The 18,280-nt window shown below is 73.1% G+C and carries 16 protein-coding genes and 2 pseudogenes; 5 read left to right on the forward strand and 13 right to left on the reverse strand.

Annotated features, from left to right (window positions below; genetic code table 11):
- Nucleotides 1-59: 59 nt before the first annotated feature.
- Nucleotides 60-1,229 (reverse strand): steroid 3-ketoacyl-CoA thiolase, encoded by a 1,170-nt coding sequence (locus ACWDGI_RS16445; protein ID WP_450759532.1) that lies wholly within the window; start codon nt 1,227-1,229, stop codon nt 60-62.
- Nucleotides 1,230-1,504: 275 nt separating this feature from the next.
- On the opposite strand from ACWDGI_RS16445, the gene ACWDGI_RS16450 reads away from it, so the two are divergent.
- Complete coding sequence (locus ACWDGI_RS16450) at nt 1,505-2,740, forward strand: cytochrome P450 (RefSeq protein ID WP_450759534.1); 1,236 nt, start codon at nt 1,505-1,507, stop codon at nt 2,738-2,740.
- A gap of 128 nt (nt 2,741-2,868) precedes the next feature.
- Here ACWDGI_RS16450 and ACWDGI_RS16455 read toward each other — a convergent pair whose 3' ends face one another.
- The 7 genes from ACWDGI_RS16455 to ACWDGI_RS16485 form a co-directional block, all read right to left on the reverse strand.
- Nucleotides 2,869-3,555: a YoaK family protein gene (locus ACWDGI_RS16455; protein WP_450759535.1), complete on the reverse strand. Its 687-nt coding sequence runs from the start codon at nt 3,553-3,555 to the stop codon at nt 2,869-2,871.
- 220 nt (nt 3,556-3,775) lie between these two features.
- A complete protein-coding gene (locus ACWDGI_RS16460) occupies nt 3,776-4,189 on the reverse strand; it encodes an aggregation-promoting factor C-terminal-like domain-containing protein (RefSeq protein WP_384483070.1) in 414 nt (137 codons plus the stop codon).
- A gap of 335 nt (nt 4,190-4,524) precedes the next feature.
- Nucleotides 4,525-5,334 carry an ECF transporter S component gene (locus tag ACWDGI_RS16465; RefSeq protein WP_450759536.1) on the reverse strand — a complete coding sequence of 270 codons (810 nt, stop codon included), beginning with the start codon at nt 5,332-5,334 and terminating at the stop codon, nt 4,525-4,527.
- On the reverse strand, nt 5,331-7,247 hold the full coding sequence (locus ACWDGI_RS16470) for an ABC transporter ATP-binding protein (RefSeq protein ID WP_450759538.1): 1,917 nt from the start codon (nt 7,245-7,247) through the stop codon (nt 5,331-5,333). Before ACWDGI_RS16470 ends, ACWDGI_RS16465 begins: the two co-directional genes overlap by 4 nt.
- Nucleotides 7,244-8,320, reverse strand: a complete 1,077-nt coding sequence (locus ACWDGI_RS16475) for an energy-coupling factor transporter transmembrane component T (RefSeq protein WP_450759540.1) — start codon at nt 8,318-8,320, stop codon at nt 7,244-7,246. The genes ACWDGI_RS16470 and ACWDGI_RS16475 overlap by 4 nt, the downstream gene beginning before the upstream one ends.
- 226 nt (nt 8,321-8,546) lie before the next feature.
- Nucleotides 8,547-9,128, reverse strand: a complete 582-nt coding sequence (locus ACWDGI_RS16480; RefSeq protein ID WP_450760055.1) for an SCO2322 family protein — start codon at nt 9,126-9,128, stop codon at nt 8,547-8,549.
- A gap of 35 nt (nt 9,129-9,163) precedes the next feature.
- Nucleotides 9,164-10,378, reverse strand: coding sequence for a prenyltransferase/squalene oxidase repeat-containing protein (locus tag ACWDGI_RS16485; protein WP_450759542.1), 1,215 nt, complete (start codon nt 10,376-10,378; stop codon nt 9,164-9,166).
- A gap of 335 nt (nt 10,379-10,713) precedes the next feature.
- On the opposite strand from ACWDGI_RS16485, the pseudogene ACWDGI_RS16490 reads away from it, so the two are divergent.
- Nucleotides 10,714-11,399: pseudogene (locus ACWDGI_RS16490) on the forward strand (phosphotransferase).
- Nucleotides 11,400-11,564: 165 nt separating this feature from the next.
- On the opposite strand, the gene ACWDGI_RS16495 reads toward ACWDGI_RS16490, so the two are convergent.
- Nucleotides 11,565-12,596 (reverse strand): hypothetical protein, encoded by a 1,032-nt coding sequence (locus tag ACWDGI_RS16495; protein WP_450759544.1) that lies wholly within the window; start codon nt 12,594-12,596, stop codon nt 11,565-11,567.
- A gap of 286 nt (nt 12,597-12,882) precedes the next feature.
- On the opposite strand from ACWDGI_RS16495, the gene ACWDGI_RS16500 reads away from it, so the two are divergent.
- Complete coding sequence (locus ACWDGI_RS16500; RefSeq protein WP_450759546.1) at nt 12,883-13,464, forward strand: XRE family transcriptional regulator; 582 nt, start codon at nt 12,883-12,885, stop codon at nt 13,462-13,464.
- Nucleotides 13,465-13,471: 7 nt separating this feature from the next.
- Here ACWDGI_RS16500 and ACWDGI_RS16505 read toward each other — a convergent pair.
- From ACWDGI_RS16505 to ACWDGI_RS16520, 4 genes and pseudogenes are all read right to left on the reverse strand, one after another.
- Nucleotides 13,472-13,620 (reverse strand): annotated as a pseudogene (locus tag ACWDGI_RS16505) (IS630 family transposase); the annotation flags it as partial.
- A gap of 185 nt (nt 13,621-13,805) precedes the next feature.
- The gene (locus tag ACWDGI_RS16510) at nt 13,806-14,372 is read right to left on the reverse strand and encodes an alpha/beta hydrolase (protein WP_450759548.1); all 567 of its coding nucleotides are present in this window, start codon (nt 14,370-14,372) and stop codon (nt 13,806-13,808) included.
- A gap of 394 nt (nt 14,373-14,766) precedes the next feature.
- A complete protein-coding gene (locus tag ACWDGI_RS16515; protein ID WP_450759550.1) occupies nt 14,767-15,219 on the reverse strand; it encodes a nuclear transport factor 2 family protein in 453 nt (150 codons plus the stop codon).
- Between the two features lie 7 nt (nt 15,220-15,226).
- Nucleotides 15,227-16,309, reverse strand: a complete 1,083-nt coding sequence (locus tag ACWDGI_RS16520) for an MBL fold metallo-hydrolase (RefSeq protein ID WP_450759551.1) — start codon at nt 16,307-16,309, stop codon at nt 15,227-15,229.
- 99 nt (nt 16,310-16,408) lie between these two features.
- On the opposite strand from ACWDGI_RS16520, the gene ACWDGI_RS16525 reads away from it, so the two are divergent.
- On the forward strand, nt 16,409-17,866 hold the full coding sequence (locus tag ACWDGI_RS16525; protein WP_450759553.1) for an aldehyde dehydrogenase: 1,458 nt from the start codon (nt 16,409-16,411) through the stop codon (nt 17,864-17,866).
- 9 nt (nt 17,867-17,875) lie between these two features.
- Nucleotides 17,876-18,109: a ferredoxin gene (locus ACWDGI_RS16530; RefSeq protein ID WP_360486839.1), complete on the forward strand. Its 234-nt coding sequence runs from the start codon at nt 17,876-17,878 to the stop codon at nt 18,107-18,109.
- Nucleotides 18,110-18,280 lie beyond the last annotated feature (171 nt).

Here is an 18,280-nt window from a genome sequence, read left to right on the forward strand (position 1 = left end):
CCCATGGGGGCGCTGACGCTCGGGGCGCTGATCTGCGGGGGCGCCGATTTTTTTGGGCGCTACAGCCGCTGGATGATCGTGCCCGTGGCCAGGCCGCCGCCCGCGCACATGGTGATGAGGGCGAACTCCTTGTCCGTGCGCTCCAGTTCGTGCAGGGCGGTGGTGATCAGGCGGGCCCCCGTGGCCCCGACGGGGTGCCCCAGGGCGATGGCGCCGCCGTTGACGTTGACCTTGTCCAGGCTCTGTTCGAAGACCTGGGCCCAGCTCAGCACCACCGACGCGAACGCCTCGTTGATCTCGACCAGGTCGATGTCCCTGAGGGTCATGCCGGCCTTGCCGAGCACGGCCCGGGTCGCGTCGATCGGGCCGTCGAGGTGGAAGTGCGGGTCGGCGCCGACCAGGGCCTGGGCGACGATCCGGGCCCGCGGGCGCAGCTTCAGCGCGCGGGCCATCCGCTTCGAGGCCCACATGATGGCGGCCGCGCCGTCCGAGATCTGCGACGAGTTGCCCGCGGTGTGGACCGCCGTCGGCATCACCGGCTTCAGGCCGGACAGCGCCTCCATGGACGTGTCGCGCAGGCCCTCGTCCTTGTCGACCAGGCGCCACATGCCCTGCCCGGCGTGCTGTTCCTCCTCCGTCGTCGGCACCTGCACGGCGAAGGTCTCCCGTTTGAAGCGTTCCTCGGCCCAGGCGTGCGCCGCCCGCTCCTGCGAGAGCAGCCCGAGCGAGTCGACGTTCTCCCTGGTCAGGCCCCGGTGACGGGCGATGCGCTCGGCGGCCTCGAACTGGTTGGGCAGGTCGACGTTCCACTCGTCGGGGAAGGGCTTGCCCGGCCCGTGCTTGGAGCCGGAGCCGAGCGGCACCCGCGACATCGCCTCGATCCCGCAGCTGATCCCGACGTCGATGACCCCGGCGGCGATCATGTTGGCGGTCATGTGCGAGGCCTGCTGCGAGGAGCCGCACTGGCAGTCGACGGTCGTGGCCGCGGTCTCGTACGGCAGCCCGACGGTCAGCCAGGCCGTACGCGCGGGGTTCATGGACTGCTCGCCGGCGTGGGTCACCGTGCCGCCGACGATCTGCTCGACGCAGTCGGCGGGGATGCCGGTGCGGCCGAGGAGTTCACGGTAGGTCTCGCCCAGGAGATAGGCGGGATGGAGATTGGCGAGCGCGCCACCGCGCTTGCCGATGGGGGTGCGTACGGCTTCGACGATCACGGGTTCCGCGGCCATGGGGGCTCGGTCCTCTCCTCGGTCACCCGCGCGGCGCAGGGGCGTCCCGGCCCGGCCCGCCACGCAGAACTAGAACGCGTACTAGTTCTGTGTGCAGTCTGCTGACAGCCCGTCCACAACCGCAAGAGGGTTGCACGCAATTGGGGTGACCGTGCCCCTTGCGACTTGTAGAACCCGTTACTACCTTCACGGCAGCCGACCCTTTCTGATGGGCCGTCAGATGGGTGTCGTCAGGCATACGTATCCAGGTCCGTACACGGTGGGAGTGAGTCGCCATGCCCTGTCCCGCACTGCCCGACGGGTTCGACCTCACCGACCCCGATCTGCTCCATCGCCGGGTACCGCTCCCGGAGTTCGCCGAGCTGCGCCGGGCGGAACCGGTCCGCTGGATCGAACAGCCGCACGGCATCGCCGGCTTCGCGGACGACGGCTACTGGGCCGTCACCCGGCACGCCGACGTCAAGTACGTCTCCACGCACCCCGAGATCTTCTCGTCCTGGCTCAACACGGCGATCATCCGCTTCACCGAGCACATACCGCGGGACGCGATCGACGCCCAGCGGCTGATCCTGCTGAACATGGACCCGCCCGAGCACACCCGGGTCCGCCAGATCGTCCAGCGCGGCTTCACGCCCCGCTCCATCCGCGCCCTGGAGGACCGGCTGCGCGCCCGCGCCGGGGCGATCACCGGCGCCGCCCGCGCCCACTCGGGCCCCTTCGACTTCGTCACCGAGGTCGCCTGCGAGCTCCCCCTCCAGGCGATCGCGGAACTGATCGGCATCCCCCAGGACGACCGGGCCAAGATCTTCGACTGGTCCAACAAGATGATCTCGTACGACGACCCGGAGTACGCGATCACCGAGGAGGTGGGCGCCGAGTCGGCCACCGAGCTGATCGCCTACGCGATGAACATGGCCGCCGACCGCAAGCAGTGCCCCGCCAAGGACATCGTCTCCACACTGGTGGCGGCGGAGGACGAGGGCAACCTGAACTCCGACGAGTTCGGCTTCTTCGTGCTGATGCTCGCGGTGGCCGGAAACGAGACCACCCGCAACGCCATCACCCACGGCATGCACGCCCTCCTCACCCACCCCGAGGCCTGGGACCTCTACAAGCGGGAGCGTCCCTCGACCACCGCCGAGGAGATCGTCCGCTGGGCCACCCCGGTCAACTCCTTCCAGCGCACCGCCACCCAGGACACCGAACTGGGCGGCAGGCTGATCCGCAAGGGCGACCGGGTCGGCGTCTTCTACGCCTCCGCCAACCACGACCCCGAGGTCTTCACCGACCCCGGCACCTTCGACATCACCCGCGACCCCAACCCGCACCTCGGGTTCGGCGGCGGCGGCCCCCACTACTGCCTGGGCAAGTCCCTCGCGGTCCTGGAGATCGACCTGATCTTCAACGCGATAGCCGACGCGATGCCGACCCTGCGCCTGGTCGGCGACCCGGACCGGCTGCGCTCGGCGTGGATCAACGGGGTGAAGCACCTCCGGGTCACCACGGCGTAACCCCCTCGACCCGGGCCGACGGCTCCCGGCGCCGCCGGCCCGCCCCGAGGGAGGCAGGAGCACCCCCTCCCTACGCCCCGTTCCTGCCTCCCCCGAGACGCCGGTGCCGCTCACCCCCGTCCCCGCGGTCACTCCCGCCCGGACGCCACCACCGCCAGCACCCCGGCGACCGCCGCCGCGACGAGCAGCGGGATCCCCAGGTTCTCGTGGAGGACCAGCCACGCGCCCAGGACCGCGCCGGCGATCAGCGCGAGGACCGCGGCCACGCGGCGCGGGGAGTGCGGCCTGGTGGCATCGCCCAGGTGGGACTCGGAGACCAGGCCGGTCAGGGTGGTCGTCAGGACCGTGGTCGCCGTCAGGTCGGGGATCCCCAGCTTGCGGACGTTCGCGTTGCGCAGCCCCATCGCGAAGGCGGTCAGCGCGATCAGGGTGTACGTCGTCGCCGTCCCGCCGGGCCGGGCGAAGGCCACCACGGCCGCCCCGGCCATCACGACCGCCTCCGCGGCCAGGATCACCTGCATCCACCGCCGGCGGGAACCGCCGCCGAACCGGGCCGCGACCCGGCCGCCCGTCGCCGCGCCCACCAGGAAGGCGGCCAGGGAGGCCGCCGAGTGGGGCACGGAGAAACCGGGCGCCCCGGCGGCCGCGAAGCCGAGGACCACCACGTTGCCGGTCATGTTCGCGGTGAAGACATGGCCGAGCCCCAGATAGCTGACGGCGTCGATCAGGCCGCTCAGCACGGTCAGGGCCAGCAGCACGAACACCAGCCGCACACCGCGGGTCTCGGGATCGGGGGTCGGTGTCGCCGTGGGCATCGCTCCTCCGCTGGGGACACGCCGGACCGGGCGGCTCGCCGGCTCCGGGTTCGGTGGGCCCGGGGTTCGACGGGCTCCGGGTTCGGTGGGCCCGGGGTTCGACGGGCTCCGGGTTCGGCGGCTCTGGGACATCAGTCCACCACGTCCGGACATGCGTCGGCACCCTCGCCCGGGAGGAGGGGGCGAGGGTGCCGAGGTGCGGGGGAGCGGGTCGGCCGGCTCAGTACCAGCCGTTGGCCTGCCAGAAGCTCCAGGCGGCCGTCGGGCTGCCGTAGCGGGAGTTCATGTAGTCCAGACCCCACTTGATCTGGGTGGCCGGGTTGGTCTTCCAGTCGGACCCGGCGGACGCCATCTTCGAGCCCGGCAGGGCCTGGACCAGGCCGTAGGCGCCGGAGGAGCCGTTGGTGGCGCTGGGGTTCCATCCGCTCTCATGCGAGACGATCTTGCTGAACGCGTTGAACTGTGCGGCGTCCGGGATCATCTTGTGCGCGATCGCCTGAGCGGAGGAGGCCGAACCGGTGGCGGCCTGGGCGGGCGCCGCGCTCAGCGCCATACCGGCGGTGGCGGCGGCCACGGCGGCGGCGGTGAGGACCTTCTTCGGGGAGGCGATGCGGCGGATGATGGACACGGACACGGAGAACCTCGTTCGTCGGGGACAGGGGGTCGCCGTGCTCCGGAACCACCCGTGTGCGGTGGCCGTGTGCGTCGGCTCCGTGGCCCGCTGGGAGCCGGTGGTGCCTGGCGACGTCGTCCAGAGAAGCAGGCCGCCAACCCGTCCGCAATCACCCCTTTTACTAGTTGTGGTCGCATAGGTACTGATGGCCCGTTGTGTGGCGTGGCTCTCAAAGCGCAGGTCAGGGGGTTGGCGAATCGGACATTTGGGAAGGGTCTGACTACTAGCCCGGGCCGTAGGTGACGTGCGTCATGTGGGGTGCCTCACCGGTCTCGTCACCGGGTGCGTACGGTGCCTCACGCCCCGGGGCCGTCGAATGTGACCGCGGTCTCGAAGGCCGCCCTCCTGGTCGCCCGGCGCAGCGCCCGCAGCAGGGCGGGCCCGAGGACGAGGGTGAGGACGACCGTGCACAGGGCCCGGCCCAGGTTCCAGCCCATGGCGGTGGCCAGGCTGTAGGCGAGGAACCGGGCCAGATTGGCGGCGGGCCCGGCATGCGGGTCGAAGGCGATGTTCGAGGCGGTGCCGGCCAGCAGCGGCCAGCCGGCCAGGTCCACGACCATGCCGTAGCCGAACGCGGCCAGGAAGCCGTAGCCCGCCAGCAGCGCCAGCTCACCGCGCCCGCGCAGCCGCCCGGCCCCCGGCAGCAGCCCGGCGCCCATCGTGAACCAGCCCATCGCCAGCATCTGGAACGGCAGCCACGGCCCCACCCCGCCGGTGAGCAGCGCCGACGCGAACATGGTGAGCGAGCCGAGGGTGAAGCCGAAGCCCGGCCCCAGCACCCGCCCGCTCAGCACCATCAGGAAGAACATCGGCTCGATCCCGGCGGTGCCCGCGCCGATCGGCCGCAGCGCCGCCCCCGTCGCGGCCAGCACGCCGAGCATGGCGACCGCCTTCGGACCCAGCCCCGACTCGGAGATCGTCGCCCCGAGCACCGCGACCAGCAGGAGCAGCAGGCCCGCGAAGAGCCAGGGCGCGTCCTGGGCGTGGGAGGTGATCCGGGAGCCGGGCGGGGCGAAGAGGGGCCAGCCGACGGCGACCACGCCGACGGCACTGACGAGAAGCAGGGCGGCCAGCGAGCGGGGGCCGAGCCGCACCGGGCCGGTCATGCCAGCGCCTCGCGCACCTGGGCCACGGTCAGCCACCGCTGCGGCGCGAGGACCTTCGTCACCTGCGGCGCGAAGGACGGCGAGGAGACCACGATCTCGTCCGTCGGTCCGTCCGCGATCACCTCGCCCTCCGCGAGCAGCACGACCCGGTGCGCGATCTCGGCGGCCAGTTCCACGTCGTGCGTGGCCAGCACGATCGCGTGCCCGGCGGCGGCGAGTCCGCGCAACACGCCGACCAGCCGGGCCTTCGCCGCGTAGTCGAGGCCCCGGGTCGGCTCGTCCAGCAGGAGCAGCGGCGGCCGGGCGGTCAGGACGACGGCCAGTGCCAGCGCCAGCCGCTGTCCCTCGGACAGATCGCGTGGATGAGTGCCGTCGGCGACCCCGGGGAGCAGCTCGGACACCAGGCCACGGCAGGTTCCCGGGGCCGCCCCCGCGTCCCGGTCGGCGGCCGCGCACTCGGCGCCGACCGTGTCGGCGTACAGCAGGTCACGGGGTTCCTGCGGGACCAGGCCGACCAGGCGTACGAGGTCACGCGGGCGGGTGCGATGCGGTACCACCCCGCCGACCCGGACCGTCCCGGAGCCCGGCTCCACCAGCCCGACCAGGGCGCCCAGCAGCGTGGACTTCCCGGCGCCGTTACGGCCCATGAGAGCGACGGTCTCGCCGGGCGTGACGGTGAGACCGACACCGCACAGCGCGTCCACCCGGTCCCGGCGAACGGCGAGCGAGCGGACTTCGGCGAGCGGAGGGACGCTGGCGGCAGGGGCGGCAGGGGCGGCAGGGGCGGCAGGGGCGGCAGGGGCGGCAGGGGCGGCAGGGCCGGCAGGGGCCGCCGGGGCGGCGGACTGCTGGGTTCCGGGCCGCCCGGCGCGGGGAGCGCCGAGGGCGGGGAGCCACCGGCGGTGTGGCGCCCGCCCGGTGCGGGGAGCGGTGGTGGGGGCGGCGGTGGACCGCTGGGCTTGGGGCGATCCGATGCGGGGAGCCGTGGCGGGGGCGGCGGCGGGCCGCCGGGCTTCGGCCGACCCGGGGCCGGGAGTGGTGGCGGTGGGAGCGGGGGCCGCCGGGGTGCCGGGAGCCCGATGGTCCGGGGCCGTCCGTCCGGCGAGGCGCTCCCGCAGGCCGCCCGCCCGGCGCCGGGCGTCCCGCACGGTCATCGGCAGCGGCGACCAACCGGCCAGCCGCCCCAGCTCCACCACCGGCGGACACACCGGCGACACGGCCATCACCTCGGCGGGAGTGCCGCACACCGGCGCGGCCCCCGGCTCCGGGAGCAGCACCACCCGGTCGGCGTACTGCACCACCCGCTCCAGCCGGTGCTCGGCCAGGAACACCGTGGTCCCCAGGTCGTGCACCAGCCGCTGGAGCACGGCCAGCACCTCCTCGGCGGCGGCCGGGTCGAGCGCGGAGGTCGGCTCGTCGAGGACCAGGACCTCCGGATGCGGGGTGAGCACCGACCCGATGGCGACCCGCTGCCGCTGCCCGCCGGAGAGGGTGGCGATCGCCCGGTCCCGCAGCCCGTCGAGCCCCAGCAGATCGAGGGTCTCCTCCACCCGCCGCCGCATCACGGCCGGAGGGATCCCCAACGACTCCATCCCGTAGGCGAGTTCGTCCTCCACCGTGGCGGTCACGAAGTGGGCGAGCGGATCCTGCCCCACCGTGCCGACGACATCGGCGAGTTCACGCGGCTTGTGCGTCCGGGTGTCCCGCCCCGCGACGGTGACCCGGCCGCGCAGGGTGCCACCGGTGAAGTGCGGCACCAGCCCGCTGACGGAGTTCAGGATCGTCGACTTGCCGGTACCGGACGGCCCCACCAGGAGGACGAGTTCACCTTCCGGCACCTCGAAGTCGACGCCCTGGACGGCCGGCCCGGCCGCGCCCTCGTACGTCACGGAGACGTCCTCGAAACGGATCACGACGGCTCCTTCGGTACGACGAGGGCGGGCAGCAGCCCGAGCAGCACGGCGGCCGCGGGCCACAGCGGAAGCGTGGGGGCGACCAGCGGTACGACCCCGGGCTGCAGGGCGTCCGGATCCCGCACCGCGGCCAGCGCCAGCAGCCCGGCGACGGCCGCACCAGACCCGGACACCAGCCAGGCCCGCGCGTCCCACGCGTCCGGCCGGTAGCGGGTGCGCAGCGAACGACGGCCGCCGAGCCGCAGCCCCGCCAGCGCGGCGACCACCCCGGCCAGCAGCAGGGGCAGCCCGTAACCGCCGCCCTCCGCGGTGAGCAGCCCGTACGTTCCCGCGCACACGCCGAGCAGCCCGCCGAGGGTCAGCGCGGCCGTCGTACGACGGACCCGGTCCGGTACGTCGGCGCTGCGGCCGTAACCGCGCGCGTCCATCGCGGCGGCGAGGGCGACCGAGCGCTCCAACGCGCCCTCCAGGACCGGCAGCCCGACCTGGAGCAGCCCCCGGACACCGGAGTCGGGACGGCCGCGCAGCCGGCGGGCGGCGCGCAGCCGCTGGACGTCGGCGATCAGGTTCGGCGCGAAGGTCAGGGCGACGACCAGGGCCACGCCCAGTTCGTACAGGGCGCCGGGCAGCGACTTGAGGAGACGGGCCGGATCGGCGAGCGCGTTCGCGGCGCCGACGCAGATCAGCAGGGTGGCGATCCTGAGGCCGTCGTAGAGGGCGAACACCAGCGCCTCGGCGCTGACCCGGCCACCGAGCCGGATGCCCTGCGCCCAGTGGGGGAGCGGGATCTCGGGGAGGGTGACGAGGGTGTGCGAGCCGGGGACGGGAGAGCCGAGGAGGACGGTGAAGGCGAGCCGGACGATCAGTACGGCGAGGGCGAGCCTGGCGAAGGCGGAGTAGGAACGGGCCCCCTGCGTCCGGCTCCGGCAGGCGGCCACGACATAGCCGGTGACCGTGACGAGCAGGGCGAGAAGGAGCGGGTTGGTGGTCCGCGAGGCGGCGACCCCCAGCGAGAGCGCCCAGAGCCACCAGGCACCGGGATGCAGAGTGCGGGTACGCCGCGGCCGGGGCACGGGGGGTTTCACTCGCCCGCGCTCGCGGGGTGCCGCCGCGCCCGCCGGTGCCGCCTGGGGGTCCCGCCAGGCCTTTCGGGCTCTGGGGGAGGCACGACTGCCCGCAGCTGAGTGAGCTGACACGACCGCCGACGGCTGAGGAGCGCCCCAAAGGGGTGCGGGTCGTACCGGTTTGCGGCTCCGCCGCGTGGCCGTGACCGGCCCCCACCGGCCCCCGCTGTGACCATCACGCATTCTTCCGCCGCCGCGCCTGCCAGAAGGCACCCGCAGCCACCACCACGACCACCCCCACCCCCGCCAGCAGCCCCAGGGACGGCCCGCCGTCCGACGCGCCCTGCGCCGATATCTCCTCCCCGCAGCCCTTCTCCGGATACCCCCCGATCGCACACAGCAACGCGTTCGTGTCGTACCGCAACGGCTTGGCCACCGCGGCCAGCGCGTCCGCGGCCGTCGCGTCGTCCGGCACCACCGCGCACGCGGTCCGCCGCACCGGTGGCCGCTGCGCCGACGGCGCGTCCGCCGCCGTACCGAAGTCGATGACCAGTCCCACCCGCTTCTTCCCCCGGACGGCGGCCGTGTCGGCGCAGATCGTCCCGAAGTCCGCCGTCCCGCGCGGCTGCGACGCGTCCCCCGAGTCCTCGCTCACCGCGAACCGGAACCCCTCGACCGCGCCGTCGTCCGGCCGCGCCGTGGCGGGTCCCTGCGTGGCGTACGTCCACCGCGAACCGTCCCGCTCCCAGAACGACCAGTAGCGGTAACCGGCGGCCTCCGCCGGCGCCGCGGTCGCCAGCAGGGTCAGCGCGGCCATCACCAGCAGCGCCGCGCGGCGGAAGCGGACGCCGGTCACGGCTGCCGCTGCTTCCGGCGCCCGCTGAACAGGAAGCCGATGCCGATGCCGGCGACGAGCCCGGTACCGACGATCCACCAGACGCTGGTGCCCGAGGACTTCTTCTCCTCGGTGTGTCCGGCCGCGGCCGCAGGGGCGGGGCCCGTCGCGTTGAGCGCCGTCACCAGGTTCGTGCCGCCGAAGTCACGCGGATCCGCACCCATCGCGTGCGCCGCGAAGATCAGCTCCGCGTAGGCCGCAGGTCCGCTCTGCGTGGCCCACGGCACGGCGTGGGCCTCCAGCCAGGCGTACGGCTCCTGTGCATGCCTGTTCCGGCCCTCCTGCGCGGCTATGGCCACGACCGCGTCGGCGGTGTTGCCGTAGTCCGGCTGGGGCTTGGCGCCGGCGAGCGCGGAGACCAGGTGGTGTCCCTGCTCGGACATGGCCTCCCCCAGATACGCGGCGCCGTTGCGGGCCACTTCCGCCGGCGACAGCGCCTTGTCGGAGTTGGCGCAGTAGCCCACCCCCTCCGCCGGGGCCTTCCCGGCCGTCGCCGCGAACCCCTTGCCGAGCAGACCGAGCACCCCGGCGGCCGTCGCGTCCGCGTTGGCGACCGGCTTCCCCTTCTTGTCCGGCTGGTAGGCGAGGCCGCCGCCGCCGTCCTCGTCGCAGGGGATGGACCACTTGGCGACGAGGTCGGCCGCCGCCCTGTCCGGGCTCTCGCCGGCCGCGGTGAGCGCGCCGATCACCACGCCGGTGGAGTTGGTGTCGCTGGGCGAGCCGGGGGTGTAACCCCAGCCGCCGTCCTTGTTCCGCTGCGCCTTCAGCCAGGTCACCGCCTTGCCGACGGCGTCGTCGTGCCCGCCGACCGCCGCCAGCGCCTGTACGGCGGCGGCCGTGCTGTTCGTGTCGACCGTCACCTTGGCGTCGCAGGCCGCGGCGGGCTCGGCACGGAACGCCGCGTACGCGCCGTTCGCGCACTGCTGCCCGGCCAGCCAGTCCACCGCCTTCGCGGCCGGGGTCAGGCCCACCGTGTGCTGGGCGAGCAGGGCGAGCGACTGGCGCCAGACGCCGTCGTACTTGGGGTCCGTCCTGCCGAACAGCCCCGACGGGAGTACCGCCGAGGCGGACGGGGACGGGCTGTCGGCGGCCGTCGCGGTCATGGCGGGCGTGGCGACGCCGATGACGGCGGTGGCTGCCAGCACCGCGGCGCTGCGGCGGAGGACGGTCATGATCGGCGGGTGCCTCTCCCTGCGGGGGAACCGGGCGGCACGGGACACCCCGGCGGCTCGGCTCCGTGAACCTCGACGGTGCCGTGCGCCGACGGGTGCCGGCGCACATGAGCCGATCAACGTCCCGCGCGGGGCGGTCCGGCTCACCGTCGGTGCGACGGTTCACGGACAGGGGTGTCCCCCGGTTCGGGCGAAGCCGTGAACCAGGGAAGGAGCGGCGCCGGGTTTGCACCGGCTTTCCCCCGTACGGGTGATGACGACCCGGCTACCTTACCGGCCGCCGAATCGAAGCCTAGGGGCGGCTGTGGGTCGTAGCCGCTGGTTATGGTCATGCCATGACGGGGAGACTGCTCGGTACGGGGCGTTCGGCGGACGTGTACGAGATCGACGAGGCGTGGGTGCTGCGCCGGGACCGGGACGGCTGGGGGGACGCGGGCGCCGAGGGCGCGGTGATGACGTACGTGCGGGAGCACGGGTATCCGGTGCCCCGGGTGCGGCCCTCCGGGTCCCGTACCGACCTGGTGATGGAACGGCTGTCCGGGCCGACCATGCTGGCGGCGCTGCTCGCGGGGGAGATGGGAGCGGCGGAGGGCGGGGCGCTGCTCGCCTCGCTGCTGCGGCGGCTGCACGCGGTGCCCGGACGGGACCCGGCCGACGCCGGTTCCCGTGTCCTCCACCTCGACCTGCATCCGGACAACGATGGGGGTCCCCCCGGCTCGAACGAAGTTGAGAGCTGGGGGAGCTGACCCCCGACGGGCCTCGGGTCATCGACTGGACCAACGCCGAGGACGGGCCGCCCGGCCTCGACTGGGCCATGTCCGCGGTGATCCTCGCCCAGGTCGCGGTGGGTGAGCTGCCGATGGCCCGCGAACTGCTCGCGGGCCTGCTCGCCGATCCGGGCGAACTGACCGAGGAGGGGCTGGCGGAGGCCCTGCGGCGACGGGCGGCCAATCCGACGATGAGCCGCCGGGAGGTCGAACTGCTCGGCGCGGCGGAGAAGTTGATAAGAACCCTGATGTGACACGAACCCTGATGTGACCGCCGGCTCACTTCGGCTGCGATCCGGTGGTGACTCACAGGGGCGCGGGGGCTGCATCGGGGTGCGGCTCCGCCGCGAGGCGCGACCGGCCACGGCGGTGCCTCGGCCGAACCGCGGTCGGACATCACGGCGTTTGCGGTGAGACGCTCAGGCCGCTGTCACGACCGGGGCGATGCCCGCGGACAGGTGGCGGCCCATCCGGCGCAGCGCGTCGTCGCAGTCGGCGGGATCCTCGCCGACGGCCACCCAGAGCGCCAGCCGGTCGTCGACGGTCGCGTGCGGCCCGGCGGTGACGTGGTGGCCGGCGTCCCGGGTGAGGATCATGCGGTCGGCGCCGGGTTCCCCGGCCGCGTCGGGGGACAGGGTCAGGTGGTCGAGGCGGCCGGTGGCGGCGGGATAGGCGAACCGGATCGCGGCCGCCCGCTGCCGGGTGGGCGTGGTGTCCGGCACCTCGCCGGTGGCCAGGGCGGCGGCGGCCTGCGCGAGATCGACGCCGGTGGCGCGTTTGACGAGGAGCGGGATCAGGTCGCCCGGGAGACACGGGGTGACGTCGGTGACCCGGGGGCCGCGGTCGGTGAGCCGCAATCCGATGTGCAGCACACCCCGGGTGAGGCCGAGGGCGTGCACGGTGCGGTCGACGGCCAGACGCAGGAAACGGTTGTGCAGCAGGCCGTCGTGGGCGTGCACGGTGTGCCGGAGCGGCTGCCGGGCGGGCGCCGGGCCCAGGGTCGTACGGGTGATGGCGACGATACGGATCTCGCCGTCCAGGACGACGGTCTCGGCGCAGACCCTGGGCGTACCCGGGTCGTCGACGGGGACCGCGCCGGCGGCGAGCGAGGCACGCAGTGCGGCCGGGTCGGCGCAGGCGGCGGCCGTGGCGGGGGAGGGGCCGGGCAGCCCCAACTGCCCGGCGATCCTGGCCGCGGCGACCGTGTACCCGGCCGACCGGGCCAGCACCCCGCGGACCCGGTGCCGGGCCGCGAACCGCACCACCGCCGAGGCCGTCGCCCCGTCCTTGCCGGGGTCTGCCGCCAGGTGACCGGCCAGGCACGGACGTGCCCAGTCGGGCGGCGCGGCGTCCACCAGCACCACGGGGCGGGCCGCGGCGATGCGCGTCAGCACGAACTCGTCGTACGCGCACCGGCGGCCGGCACCGAGGAGCAGGACGGGCTGCGACATCCGTTCGCCTCACCTTCCGGGAGGAGGCGGGGCGGCTGGTCGCCCCGGATGCCGCTCCCCCATAGGCGGCACCCGGGGCGGGTCGGTTCGACCATGGCCAGGGTGACGTGATCGTTCCCGATCCTTTCTGGCGAGCCGTCATATGTCAACGATTGCTGCCCCGTTCCGCAGTGACCCTTGTCATGTCTGGTGGCCGGGCGCGGGAATTGGATAACCTCGCGTCTGCTCGGCCGACCGACTGCTCGGCTGACCGACCGGTCAACGACGTGTCTCCTGGGGGACCTTGGTGAGTGACGCCCATGCCCCGCTGACCGGCGTACTGACACGGCTCGGGGAACTGACCGGACGGCCCGGGCGGCTGTCCGAGGTGCTGGACGTGGCCGACCTGTCCCACCGCACCGGGATCCCCGTCGGGACCGTCGCCGAACTGCTCGCCGGCGGGACCGCACCCGAGGCGGGGCTGGCCGAACGGGTCCGCCAGCGGCTGGACTTCATCCGCGAGAACCGGCGCCGGCCCGACGGCAAGCGGTACTCGCTGGGCGAGCTCGCGGCGATCGCCGGCACCAGCAGGCAGTGGCTGAGCGAATGGCGCAAGAGCGGCATGCCGGGCCTCGAACACACCGACCGGCTACGGCGGTTCTTCGGACTGCCGCCCGGCTTCTTCACCGCCGACGAGCCCGAGGCGCTGTACGAGGCGCTCCAGCCCGTGTTGCAGGGGCTGGAGGCGCAGGCCGACCCGCTGTCCCGGCTGCGCGAGAGCGGCCTGGTCCGGCTGGCCGCCCGCGCCCCGCAGATGAACGCACGCCAGCTCACCACCCTCGCCGACCTGGCAGAGATGCTCATCACGACCGAGACGGCCGCCAACTAGTGCCGCGTCAGGCGACGTTCGCCCTGTCCACGATCCCGCGGAGGCGTCTGGCGGCGGCGTGCTCGTTCCGCCAGGTGATGTAGGGCGGATCATGCCGCCCTGCTCCTTGTGGCTTGTGTGGTCAGTGCCGTCCAGCGCGAAGTGGCGCAGGGCGGTGCTCCGCGGCAGCCGCCTGCCCTCGTCGTCATCGATCTCCCGGGCGCGTACTCGTTCTGCCACCCGCACAGCCTGACGCCACCGCGCCATCCGGCCCAGCATCCGAGAGGCGCGTCATGTCGCCTCCGGGCAAGGGCGACTACGGTCCGCCGTGCGGTCCGTGCTCAGGATGGCCTGCGGACCGTTCAGCAGACGCGAGGTGCGAGATCGGCGGCGCGGGCGAGGAGGTGGGCTGTGTGGCTTCCGGCCCGTACGGCGTGGTCGGCGTGGCTGGATCGGCAGCGGCGGGACTCGGGGTCGTACTCGGTCATGATCACACCGGCGTGGTCGGTGTCGGGCTCGTCGAGCGAGGTCGGCCAGCCCCGGTGCTGAAGAGCCGCATGGAGTCGGCGTGACTGCTGGACGTCCACGACCGGATCAGCAGATCCGTGGACCAGCCAGACAGGGATGGCCGACAGCGATTCCTCGGCCCTTGTCAGTTCGTCGATCGGGGCGCGGCCCGTCAGCGGTTCCGGTCGGGTGTATCCGCCGGCGATGCCGACGACGGCACGGGGTCTCCAGCCGTCGAGTGCACAGGGGTCCATGGCGGCAGCCATCGCAGCCCTGCTCCCCAGGGACCAGCCGGCGAGCGCGATCCGTCCGGTGTCCCCGCCGAATTCGGCCGCGCTCTGCTGGACGAACATGGCGGACTCGCGGAGGTGGGTTCGACCGCTGTCGTCGGCGTCCGGCCGCCAGTCCGGGACGAAGCACACGACACCCAGCGAAGCCGCAGCCCGGGCGAGCGGCGCGAGGACGTCCCGCTCCTCGGGGCCCCTTCCGTGCCAGAGCAGCACAACCGGCGAAGCCGCCAACGCAGTCGCAGGCCGATACACGTCCAAACGCTGTCCACTGGCTCCATACACGAGCCCGCTCACCACAGCGATATCCACGGTCAACTCTGCCCGCCCCGTTCCGCATGACGTCCTGGCGCATCGCGCGCGAGGCCCCGACCCTACCGGTCAGGCTGCTCACCCAGGCCCTCGCGGACAGGGCGAACCTTGCCTGATGCGGCACCGGCCCGCCAACCAGGCCTGAACGGGGCCGTCCCGCGGCCCCGAGGGCCGGCGGCGGGCGGCCGCGGCGGGAGGTCTCCGTCCACGGGATGTTTCAGGCGTTCGCTTCAGGGGTGGGACCCCCGAAGGGGAGCACCAAGGACCGCGAGGACAGCAACCAGTGTCCGCCGGCCCGCCGGAACGTGTCCTCGTAGTGGCCCACTTGGACAGGCGGGGCGGCCGGGACCATGCCCCCCGCGTACCCGTCGACGCGATAGGTCTGGAAGTACGACGTGGCCGTCGCCGCCTCCGGTCCGGTGACCGTGACCAGGATGTTGGACATGATGCGCCGGGACAGCCGGCCCCCTGGCCGGGAGCCGAAGTAGGCGGCCAGTCCCTCCCGCCCCACCACTCGCCGTCCGTCTCCCGGCGGCGGCCACTCCCACCACCCGTCCTCCGTGAACAACTCGGCCACGGAGGACGGTTCGCCGAGATCAAGGCGGCGGACGAAGTCGACGACGAGACGCTCGCAGGCGCGTTCGGCGAGGAGCCGTTCCAAGGGGTCCATGCGCTTCTTACCGCACCGCCACGTACGTGACCGGCTCGGTTCCCGTCACCGGCTCCACGAGCCCCAGTTTCACCAGGCGCCGCAGATGGGCCTCCGCCTCCGAGACGGCGATGTTCCGCGATCCGTAGGGGATCTGCTCCCAGGGCCGGTTCCACTCCATCCGTACGGCCAACTGCCACAAGGTCAGGGGCTGTTGGAGAAGGGCATGGAGCGCGGTGAGGCGTTCCTCGTGGTGGGCCAGGAGCTCCCGAACCCGTGCCGGCGCGTCGGTGAAGGCGTACTGGTGGGCCGGGAGGACCTCGGCGGGGGCGAGACGGCCGATGCGTTCCAGGGAGTCGAGGTAGTCGCCGAGGGGGTCGGTGACGGTCGCGTCGTCGGGATCCTCGTACAGGCCGACGTGCGGGGTGATCTCGGGGAGCAGATGGTCGCCGGAGAACAGGCGCCCCAGGCCGGGGAGTCGGTCCGGGTGCTCCTCCTCCAGGTGCAGGCAGACATGGCCGGGCGTGTGCCCCGGCGTCCAGACGGCGCGCAGCCGGCGGCCGGGCAGGTCGAGGAGTTCGCCGGGGAGGATCTCGCGGTCGGGGAGGGCGGGGGACAGTCCGGGCGGCGAGTTGCGGCGGCGGGGTCCCCCGCGCAGGGGCGCCACGTGTTCCTCGGGCGCCCCCGCGGCCGTCAGCTTCGCCGCCATGTAGGTGAACCACCGCTCGGGCCGGGTCTCCCGCGCCCGCCGCACGATCGCCGCGTCGGCCGCGTGCATGGCGAGCCAGGCCCCGGACGCCTCCCGCACCCGCCCCGACAGCCCGTGATGATCGGGGTGGTGGTGGGTGATGACGACCCCGTGCACCTCCCCGATGCCGATGCCGCACGCCTCCAGCCCCGCCACCAGTACGTCCCACGACCCGGGATCGTCCCAGCCGGTGTCGACGAGGACCGGCCCCCGGTCGGTGTCCACGACGTACACCAGCGTGTAGCCGAGGGGATTGTCCGGAATGGGAACCTCGACGGACCGTACGCCCCCGCCGTGATCGTGAACGGTCACCTCCGCCCGCCCCGCCGCGGACTCGTCCTGCTCGCCCTGACTGTTCGCCATCCGTCGCCCTCCGCCCCCGCACCGCCGCACGGCCATTGCTCACTATAACTAGAACTGGTATCAGTTCTGAAACATCGTCAGGAAGGGTGGCGGGGCGCCATGACCGAGTTCCTGGAACATGGGCAGCTGTTCATCGGCGGGGAGTTGACCGACCCCCTGGGCAAGGACGTCATCGAGGTGGTGTCGCCGCACACCGAGGAGGTCTTCGGGCGGGTGCCGCATGCCTCGCGGGAGGACGTGGACCGGGCTGTCGGGGTCGCGCGGCGGGCCTTCGACGAGGGGCCCTGGCCGCGGATGAGCCTTGCGGAGCGGGTCGAGGTCGTCACTCGGATCAAGGACGCGATCGCCGTACGGCACGAGGAGATCGCGCGGGTGATCTCCTCCGAGAACGGTTCGCCGTACTCGTGGAGCGTGCTCGCGCAGGCGCTCGGCGCGATGATGGTGTGGGACGCGGCGATCAGGGTGGCACGCGACTTCACGTACGAGGAGACACGCGACGGGGTGCTGGGGAAGATCCTCGTCCGGCGGGAGCCGGTCGGGGTCGTGGCGGCCGTCGTGCCCTGGAACGTGCCGCAGTTCGTGGCCGCCGCCAAGCTCGCCCCCGCGCTGCTCACCGGCTGCACGGTGGTGCTCAAGCCGTCCCCGGAGTCGCCGCTGGACGCCTACATACTCGGTGAGATCACCAAGGAGGCCGGACTGCCGGACGGGGTGCTGTCCATCCTTCCGGCGGACCGCGAGGTGAGTGAGTATCTCGTCTCGCATCCGGGCGTCGACAAGGTCTCCTTCACCGGCTCGGTCGCGGCCGGCAAGCGGGTGATGGAGGTGGCCGCGAGGAACCTCACCCGGGTGACGCTGGAGCTGGGCGGCAAGTCGGCCGCGGTCGTACTGCCGGACGCCGATGTGGCCGCCTCCGTCGCCGGGATCGTCCCGGCGGCCTGGATGAACAACGGCCAGGCGTGCGTCGCCCAGACCCGCATCCTCGTCCCGCGCTCCCGCTACGACGAGTTCGCCGACGCCCTCGCGGCGGCGGCGAGCGCCCTGAAGGTCGGCGACCCGCTCGACCCGGCCACCCAGGTGGGCCCCCTCGTCGCCCGCCGCCAGCAGCAGCGGAACCTGGACTACATCCGGATCGGCCAGGAGGAAGGCGCGAAGATCCTCACGGGCGGCGGCCGTCCGGCGGGTCTGGAGAAGGGCTGGTACGTCGAGCCGACCCTCTTCGGCGACGTCGACAACTCCATGCGGATAGCCAGGGAGGAGATCTTCGGCCCGGTGATCTGCCTCCTCCCCTACGGCGACGAGTCCGAGGCCCTGAAGATCGCGAACGACTCGGACTACGGGCTGAGCGGCAGCGTGTGGACGGCGGACGTGGAGCACGGTATCGAGGTCGCGCGGCAGGTCCGTACGGGCACCTACTCCGTCAACACCTTCAGCCTGGACATGCTCGGTCCGTTCGGCGGCTACAAGAACTCCGGTCTGGGACGGGAGTTCGGGCCCGAGGGCTACGGCGAGTTCCTCGAACACAAGATGATCCACCTCCCGGCCGGCTGGGCGGGGTGAGAGGCCGCCATGGGGGACCGCTGGCACGTCGAGGTCGACCGTTCGATCTGCATCGGCTCGGCCCAGTGCGTCAACCGCGCCACCGGAGCCTTCCGGCTCGACTCCGCCATGCAGTCCCACCCCGTGGACCCGGAGACGGACGCCAACGGCAGGATCCTCGACGCGGCGGAGAACTGCCCGGTGGAGGCGATCACCATCACCCTGCTGGACAGCGGGGAACCGGTCTTCCCGCCCGAGGAGTAGCTTCCGATCGAGGGTCGGCTGCTGCCTGGGGACCGGCTTCCGCCTTAGCACCAGGTCCTGGCTGAGGGCCGGTTCCTGCCTGGCGACCGGCTTCCGCCGTAGGGCCAGCTCCTGGCAGAGGGTCGGCTCCTGCCCTGGGGGCCGGCTCCCGCCTGAGTGCCGGCTCCTGCC

Source organism: Streptomyces sp. NPDC001220, assembly GCF_053597895.1.